Below are 8,205 nucleotides of genomic sequence, written 5' to 3' on the forward strand. Positions count from 1 at the left end.
GGGGTGTGGCACGGGTTCTGCGCTATCGCAGTCCGCGCCCCTTCCGACCGTTCGGGGTTGGTGGTGTTCGGGTTCGCCGACGCCAGGACCGAGAAGCAGTCGTCCGTCGACGAGGTCTGCCCCATGCGGCTGCTGGACCCGGTCGGCAAGGGACGGATCGGCGAATGTGCCGCCCGACTGCGCGAGCGCACCCCGGCGCAGGGATCGGGCACGGACTTCATCTCCGCAGTCCGCCAGGGTGTGACACGTCTGAAGGAAGCCCCGGACTCCGGCAGGCCCCGGGTGCTGTTCCTGCTCACCGACGGCCGCCTCGACGTACGGGACAGCTACCGCTACCGCGGCCTCGACAAGACGACGAGGGACAGTCAGGCGGCCGAAGACCTGGAACAGGCGCTGCGGGAGGCAGCCGAGGCGAAGGTGCAGATCTGGCCGCTCGGCTTCGGGGGAGACGTCGACAAGGCCAGTCTCTCGGCCATGGCGGCCGGCGGATACCAGGACGGATGCCGCAGGCTTCCGGAGACCCGGCCGAAGGCTGCGGTGGTGCCCGGCGCCGACGAACTCGACAAGGCACTCCAGTCCGCGTTCGCCGCGGCGCGATGCCTCTACCGGGACCCGGGCTCGCAGGCCCGTCCGCCCGCCGACCTCGAGGTGCGGGTCTCACCGCTGGCCACCGAAGGCACCATCGTCGTCTCCAAGGGCGACCCCGCGGTGACCGCCACGTACTACGACCCCGAGGGCCGCAGGATCACCGAGTCCGGCGGCGGAGACGGCGAGTCGTCCTTCGAGTTCACCGGGCGAGGCAAGTCCGTCGAGTCCCTCCGCGTCACCCGCCCCCTCGCCGGCCGGTGGCGGGTGCACCTCGACGCCCCGGAGGGGCACCGCGACCGTGTCGCCAGCATCAGCGTCCTCTGGCGGGGCGCGGTGCGCTCCGACATCCGCCTGGAGAAGCCCTCACCGAGGGCCGGCCAGCGGACCCGGGTCGAGGTCGAGGTACTGACGAGAGACAGCGTAAAACTGGACGAGCGGGACCTGCGCGGCATCTCCGTCTCCGGACGGCTCACCGGCGAGGGCTTCTCCCAGACCGTACCCATCACCTTGGCCGACGACGGCCGGGGTGAGGACAGGCGGGCTTCGGACGGCGTCTACTCCGGGGCCGTGACCGTGCCGGACAAGGCGGCGGGCGCCCTGCTCTTCTCGAGCACCGTCGAATCGGTGGGCCTCAGCCCGGACACCAGGTCGTATCCGACCACCACCGCTCCGGCCAACACCACGTTCGACGCCGTACTCGACATCCCGGCGGCCGACGTGCACCCCGGCGGCCGAGTGGCGGGCACGCTGAAGGTGAGCAACCGTGACAGCGCACGGCACTCGGTGAAGCTCTCCGTCGCCGATGCGCAGGGCACCGGCCTGAGCGTCGATCCCGCCCAGGTGGACGTCGAACCCGGTTCCGCTCGCACCGTCGCCGTCACGGTGAAGGTGGCCGCCGGGGACGAACTCGGCGCGCGTGTCGGCGACGAGGGCACCAGGCTCGGCGGGAAGGTCGTCGCCGTCGAGGGCCGGCGCGTCCTGGACGACGCCCCGCTCGACATCGTCGTGCACAAGGTGCCCGGTCCCGTCGAGGTGCTCTGGGACAGGTGGTGGAAGGTCGTCATCCCCTCGGTATTCGTCCTCGTCGCGATCGTCGCCGCGCTGCTTTCCCGCCGCCGCGTCCACCGGCTGCGGATCGCCCCCGCCGGACTCCTTCTCGAACTGCGGGACGCCGATGCCACGCTCATCGCCGGTCGCAAGGCCAAGACGGGCAGCGGCACGTGGTACGAGTTCGACGTCGTCGACACGGCCACCGACCACCCGCGCATCGAACGGCGCCGGCGAGGCACGTACGCGGTGCGGCGCGGACTCAACGGGGGAGTGGTGCTGCGTGTCAGCGGGCAGGGCGAGCAGACGCTGCGTCTCGGCGAACCGGTGCCGCTGACCGACGCCCTCTCCCTCTGCATCGCCGAGAGCAACGGACGCCGGCCGGGCGGAGGCCGTACGGGCCCGTCCAGGCGGAGCCGCCTGCCCGCACGAGGCCGTACCGCCCGCGGCGGCGCGGTCACCCCGGCGGCCGACACGTACGACGACGGCGCATACCCGGTGGGCGTGCCCGACCAGCCGGACCACCCCGACCTCTGAGGCGTCGCCCGGACGCGGAACCGCGGCTGCGCACGGAGCCGCCGCGGGTCCGTTCGCGGGTCACGCTCCGACGGCCGCGGGGCCCCGACCACATGTACTCGAACCACCAGCGACCGGGACGTCCGACGACCCGGCGGAGGACCACACCATGCAGATATTCCAGCCGATGCTCTTCGTCGGTCTGGGCGGTACCGGCGGACTGGTCGGGACCGAACTGGAACGACGGCTGCGCGCAGCACTGTGCGGACCCGACGGAACGGCACTCAACAGGCACGGCATCCCGCTGCGTTACCAGCTCCCCGAGTGCCTCCAGTTCGTCTACGCCGACTTCAGCGAGTCCGAACTCGCCAGACTGCCGCACCTCAGCGCCGACGCCTCGCTGCGCGCCGCCTACGGCCGGACCGCCCGGGCCACCCACGACCTCCTGCCCGACCACGACAGCTCCCCCGAGGTGACACGGGAGCTGCGCGCCGTGATGAGGGACGAGGTGAGCGGCTGGCTCCCTCCGCGAACGGGGGAACCGAAGGTCACCCCCCTGCGCAACGGGGCGGGCCAGCTGCCCACGGTCGGCCGGGCAGCCCTGTTCGGCACGCTCCGCAACGGCCTTGACTCCGTGATGGGCCCGCTGATGCAGGCCATCGACGCCATCAGCCGGTCCGGGGGCGAACTCAGCCAGCTCGGCGGCGGACCGATGTCCGGCTGCGACGTGTTCGTCGCGTACTCGGTGGCCGGTGGCACCGGTGCCGGGATCTTCCTCGACTACCTGCACCTGATCGGTGAGGCGTTCAGGGCGAAGAACTTCACCGGCGCCCGGATCTACCCGCTGGTGGTCATGCCGTCCGCGTTCCCCGCCTCCGCGGGCGGCGGCCGCGAGGCGGAACTCAACGCCGCGCGCGCCGTCGTGGACCTCTTCCGGCTGGTCGACGAGCAGAACGTGCCCACCGCCGAGTCCGATCTCGGCGACACGGATCTGGACTCCGCGATGCACATCCGGTACCCGGGCGTGCATCCGATCAAGCTGCGCACCGGCGTGGTGCCGACCGCGTTCCTGTTCAGCCGCACCGCCGGGATCCGCCCCGACGACCTGCGGCGCTCCATCGTCTCCCTGGTGATGTCCCTCGTCGGCACCGAACTGGGCGACGGTACGGGACCGCGCCCCCGGGCCGACGACGACTACCAGACGTTCGCCGCCAGCTTCATCAACCGGGGACTGCACCGAGCCGCACGAGCCGCGTCCGGTATCGGCCACCGGGGCGTGTCCACCAGCCTGGTGGCCTCGATGACCGCGCCGCTGGACGAGCTGGCCGAGCTGGTCTCCTCCCGGATGCTGGCCATGTCGGTACGCCGGCTCACCGAGCCCGGAGCCAGGCCGAGTCACGAGTACGCAGGCACCGTCCGCAAGATGTTCGCCGACTCGGGCCTGGACGAACTGTGGACCCGTGAGGCGCTGCCCGTGCCGGAGCCCGATCCGCTGCCCCGCGGCGGAGTCGCCATCGAGCAGGCTCTCCGCGACCGGATCGGTGACATGCAGGGCCTGCTCGACGATCTGCGGCGCAAGGTGGACCGCCGCGCGCCCGCGCTCGCCGAGCAGTTCGCGCCCCGTGCCGCACTGGAACGGGTGCTGCGGTCCGCCGACCTCTTCCGGGCCGAGCGCATCATCAAGGGCGTTCCCGGCGATCCGGACCCGGTCACCGTGCTCGGCTTCCTCGGGATGCTGGAGAACCGCAGCCGGCAGCCCGCGCGTCCCGCGGGCGTGGAGGTGCAGCCTCCCCCGGTTCCCCGGATCAGGGGCCGGATCGGCGGCCTGTCCAAGGCTCGCTGGGGGGATGCGGAGGTGGCGGCGGCCGTCGAGGCGCAGGACCGCTGGTACCAGTGGCGCTGCCGTGCCGTGTGGCACGAGGCCTGGCGGCGCCAGGAGCAGCGCTGGCGCCCGGCCGCGGCGGCGCTCAGCAGCGAGGTGACGCTCCTGGTGGAGGCGTTCCGCAAGCACATGGAGGAAGAGCCCCGGGCCTTCGAGGAGCACGTGCAGGAGCTCTACGACGACCGCACCGGAGTCTCCTACCTGCTGCCGCCGCAGAACAACCTCAGCGACTTCTACGAAGACCTGCGCGAACGCCTCGTCAAACGCGTCAGTCTGCGCGACAACGACGACGAGTCGGCACTGCTGCTCAAGCTCGTCGACGGTGACCGCTGGCAGGCCGCCCATGCCGCGGGCAGGCGCAACCCCGCCGCGGCGGTCGCGACGGTCAAGGCGGCGGTCGAGCAGCGGATCAAGACACTGTTCGCCGAGAGCGGCATGCAGGCCGACGAGCGTCCGCTGCTGCCGTCCATGGCGATGCTGCTGAGCGCGGCGGCGGGGGTCGGGGACGCGGCCGAGGAGGTCGGCAAGAGCGCGCTGGAACAGTTCCGGTTCAAGATCGCGGGTCTGCTGCCTCACGGATTCGTTCCCGAGGGCGGGGGGCCGCTGAAGATCCTCATCGTCTACCCCCGGATCCAGAACAAGGACGCGGTCGAGGAGTACCTGCGCAAGTCCCTGCTGCTGCCCAGGGACGGCAAGCGGTCCATCGAGTTCCGCGGTGTCGAGACCGACTCGATCACCGTGGTGCTCTTCCGCAGCGAGATGAGCCTCACCGAGGTGCCCGAGGCCCGCAACGTGCTGCGCCGCTGGGCGCTGGCCCGTGACGTCGAGCAGAGCGAGGACGTGCTGAGCTGGCGGCAGCGGCTCGGCTACCGCGACGACTGGCTGGCCAGCACGGAGGAGGACCGGCAGCACATCCTGCACCGCTTGCTGTGCGCCATGTGGAACGGCCAGGTCACCGTCGTCGAGGGGGAGGCCGGCTCACCCCGCCGCGTCCGTATCCGCCTGTACGAGGAGGACGGCCCCGACGTTCCCGGCATGACCCTGCGGCTGGACGACTACCAGGGCGAGATCTCGGGCTGGGCCGGACTGCTGCGCTCCTACGAGAGGTGGGCGCTGCTGGACGAGGGACGCATCGTCGAGGACTACTGCAGTGTCCTGATGAGGGTTCAGCCGTCAGGGCTCGCACTGTCGGGCAGCAAGCCCGACCCGCTGTACGCGCGGTTCGTGACCGACATCGCCGGACGCCAGCTGGAGCTCCTGGAGAAGCTGGAGAACCGGAGCGGACAGTGGTCCCCGGAGTGGCTGGGCCCGTTGCGCCGGTTCTGGGCCGAGACCCTGCCGGGCGCCCTGGACGTGACGTTCACGGAGAAGCGGGCGCTTCAGCCGACCCTGCGGACCCTGGAAGCCGCCATGCGGGGCGAACGGTTCCTCTCGGTGACGCCCGACCCGGCCTCGTCGCCCGCTCCGCCCGGGGCGCCCCGTCACGGCAAGGACGACTGGGGGACGGTACCGCTGCGCCGGGACAGCCGTGACACCCGGGACCGGGCCGACGACGTCCGGCCCCCGGCCGGCAGCGGTGGCGGCGGATCCGAGTCCGCCGCGGCACCGTACACCCCGCCGGAGCGGCCGGTCTCCACGGACCGGACCGACGTCTCCGCGAGCCGGAACGACCTCTACGACTGGCCCGAGAAACCTCACTGGCCCGAGCGCCTGACGGCCGACCCGGAGCCGGAGCGCGAGCGTCCTTCGCCCGCTCCCACGCAGGGCACCAGCGCAACGCGTGCCGTGGACTCTGCCACGGATGCGTACACGACCCGGGCCACTGCGGAACGCCTGGACGCGGCGAACGGCTCGGGCGGTGACGACTTCCCGTGGGAGGTCGTCAACGAGCCCGATCCCTCCCCGAACTCCCGCCACGGATCCGCCCAATGGTCTGCCCCGGACCAGGACGAGAAGCCCGGTGAGGCGGAGCACGGATTTCCCTGGTCCGCGTCCGACACCAAGTCCGACACCGCGGCCGGGCGACGCCCGGCCCGTGACCCCTGGGAGAGTGACCCCCAGTGAGCCACGTCGGAGACGCCGCACGCTCGGTGATCGTGCTGGACCTGCGGTTCGGAGCGCACACGCTGGCCGGCCCCGGAGAACTGCGCGCGGCGGTCCAGGAGCAGCTGAGGAACGAGGGGCTGCCCGAACCGGGCAACGGACACTACAGATTCCTGGTCCTGGACACCCCTCGAGGGCTGATGGACCACCACAGCCTGTACGAGAAGATCCTCGGCTACGGCACCAAGGCGTGGATGCTCGGGGTGATCATCGGTGATCTGCCGGGCGCGCAGGACGCCGGCGTGCCGGTGGTGGAGCCGTACGGCGAGAGCGCCGGTCCGGCGGCGGGCGCCGATGCCCAGGCCCCAGGCGCACACCGGCGTCGGCTGCAGCGTCCGGCCGTCGTGCGCGGACCGGACGCCGGGCTGCTGTGGGCAGGAGACCTGCGTGCCGCCCGCACCGCCGGCGACCCCGTCGGTGCCGACGACCCGGAGGCACTGGCCGTCCTGGTCGATCTGGTGCGGGCGCTGTTCGACGAGACCCTGGAGACGCTCGCGCGGTTTCCGGACGCCGTGGCGGTGCCAGGGGTGCGCGTGCTGGAGCACGACCTGTCCGGTGCTGCCAGGGCGCGTGCGTGGCGCCAGGCTCTGACCCGGTTCGCCGGTGAACGGTCCACCGGTGCCCAGCAGGTGGCGGACGGCGACGACCCCGCGCGGATCGCGTTCCCCAAGCCGGTCGACGAACTCGCGGCCGGCCGACCCACCGGCCCGGTGCCGGGCCACCGGGTCCCCGGCGGCGCGGCCGACCGCGCGTACACGGGCTGCTCCACTGCGCTCGACGAGGCCTACGCGGGCTGGGCACGGCTCAGTGGTATCGGCGGTCTGCTCCTCGGAGCCGGCAGGCTCGGCACCGAGGAGGCACTCGATGCCGCTTCGCACGGCCTCCGCGATTACCGGACCCTCGTGGTCAGGGCCCTTCAGGACGGCGCTGCCGGAGCCTCTCCGGCGACGCCGGAGTCGGCCCTGCTGCTGTCGGAACTAGGCGTCCGGGTCCCGTCGTACGAGGGCAGCAGGGAAGCAGTGGCGGACGGCCTGCACCGGCTCGCCGAACGGATGCTCGGTGACCGGCTGGCGCTCCGCAGCGTCGCCGAACGCTTCGCGGCCCTCTCCGAGCAGGTGGCCCCCGCACCGAGTGCCGGACTGCTGACCGAGGCCGAGCGGCGCTGCCCGCCGGAGCTGCCCGATCGGGTCTCGGCCGAGCAGCACTTCGCCGTCGCCGCGACCACACCCGGGCAGCTCGCGGGGGCCCTGGTCGCGTGCGGGTCGGCCGCCCTGTGGCCGTGGCCCGGCACGCTCACCGCCCTCGTCGTTCTGCTCGTTCTGGTCGGTGGAGGCCTGCTCGCCCGGCTTCGGCAGCCAGGGCAGGCCTCCTCCCGCTCCGAGTTGTCCGCGATGGCGGCACGGACGGCGGCGGGGGTGGCGGGCGCCGCGGGCGGCTTCTTCCTGGCCGGTGCGGTGCACATACCGTCCTGGGCGGGTCTGCTGGGCGCCCTGTGCGGGCTGGGAATCGCCGGGGCGGTCGTGGCGGTCGGCTGGCGCCGGGCGGTGGACCGCTGGTGGGAACTGACCGGCGCGGAGGAGGCCAGGCAGGCCCTGGACGGTCTGGACGCCCTGCTCGCGCAGGCGGTCCTGCGGCAGCGCTGGGCCGCCGAGGATCGCCTGTACTGCGCCAACGCCGCCCGGATGGTGGCCGGTGCGCTGCGCAGCGCGGCGGCCGGCGTCGAAGAACTGGACGGCCGACCCCGGGACTCTGACCACGGGACGAGGCTTGCGGACGAGGGGTGGGAGGACCCGGTCCGCGACCGCACGGTACCCGGACCCGCAAGGAATCCCGGCGGCGCTCACGAGCGGCCCGACTGGATGCCGCAGCCGGACCCTCACAGCCGTGCGGCGACGACCGGCCTCACGGCGGACGGAGCCGCGTCGGCCGGGAACGGCACGGCCGCCCGAACCGGACCACGTGCCCGGACGGACGACCGGCTGCCGGGCGACGGCCCGCGCTGGCTGGACAGGGAGGCGGGCGAGGGCGGACCCCACCTCGTGGACACCTTGGTGAGCGACCTCACCGAC

At 72.8% G+C, this 8,205-nt stretch carries 3 protein-coding genes; all 3 read left to right on the forward strand.

Going from position 1 to position 8,205, the window contains the following annotated elements:
• A partial coding sequence (locus ACFW2E_RS21375; protein WP_384468651.1) for a choice-of-anchor X domain-containing protein occupies positions 1 to 2,172 on the forward strand: 2,172 nt, incomplete at its 5' end.
• Between the two features lie 148 nt (positions 2,173 to 2,320).
• Positions 2,321 to 6,097, forward strand: coding sequence for a tubulin-like doman-containing protein (locus tag ACFW2E_RS21380; RefSeq protein WP_384468652.1), 3,777 nt, complete (start codon positions 2,321 to 2,323; stop codon positions 6,095 to 6,097).
• Positions 6,094 to 8,205, forward strand: a 2,112-nt coding sequence (locus tag ACFW2E_RS21385) for a hypothetical protein (protein WP_384468653.1), incomplete at its 3' end; no start/stop codon positions are given. The genes ACFW2E_RS21380 and ACFW2E_RS21385, both read left to right, overlap by 4 nt.

The organism is Streptomyces sp. NPDC058964 (genome assembly GCF_042741275.1).
In the GTDB taxonomy this organism is placed as follows: Bacteria; Actinomycetota; Actinomycetes; order Streptomycetales; family Streptomycetaceae; genus Streptomyces.

Coding starts and splice junctions, on each gene's coding strand:
- ACFW2E_RS21380 (WP_384468652.1), top strand. CDS start 2,321: ATGCAGATATTCCAGCCGATGCTCTTCGTCGGTCTGGGCGGTACCGGC.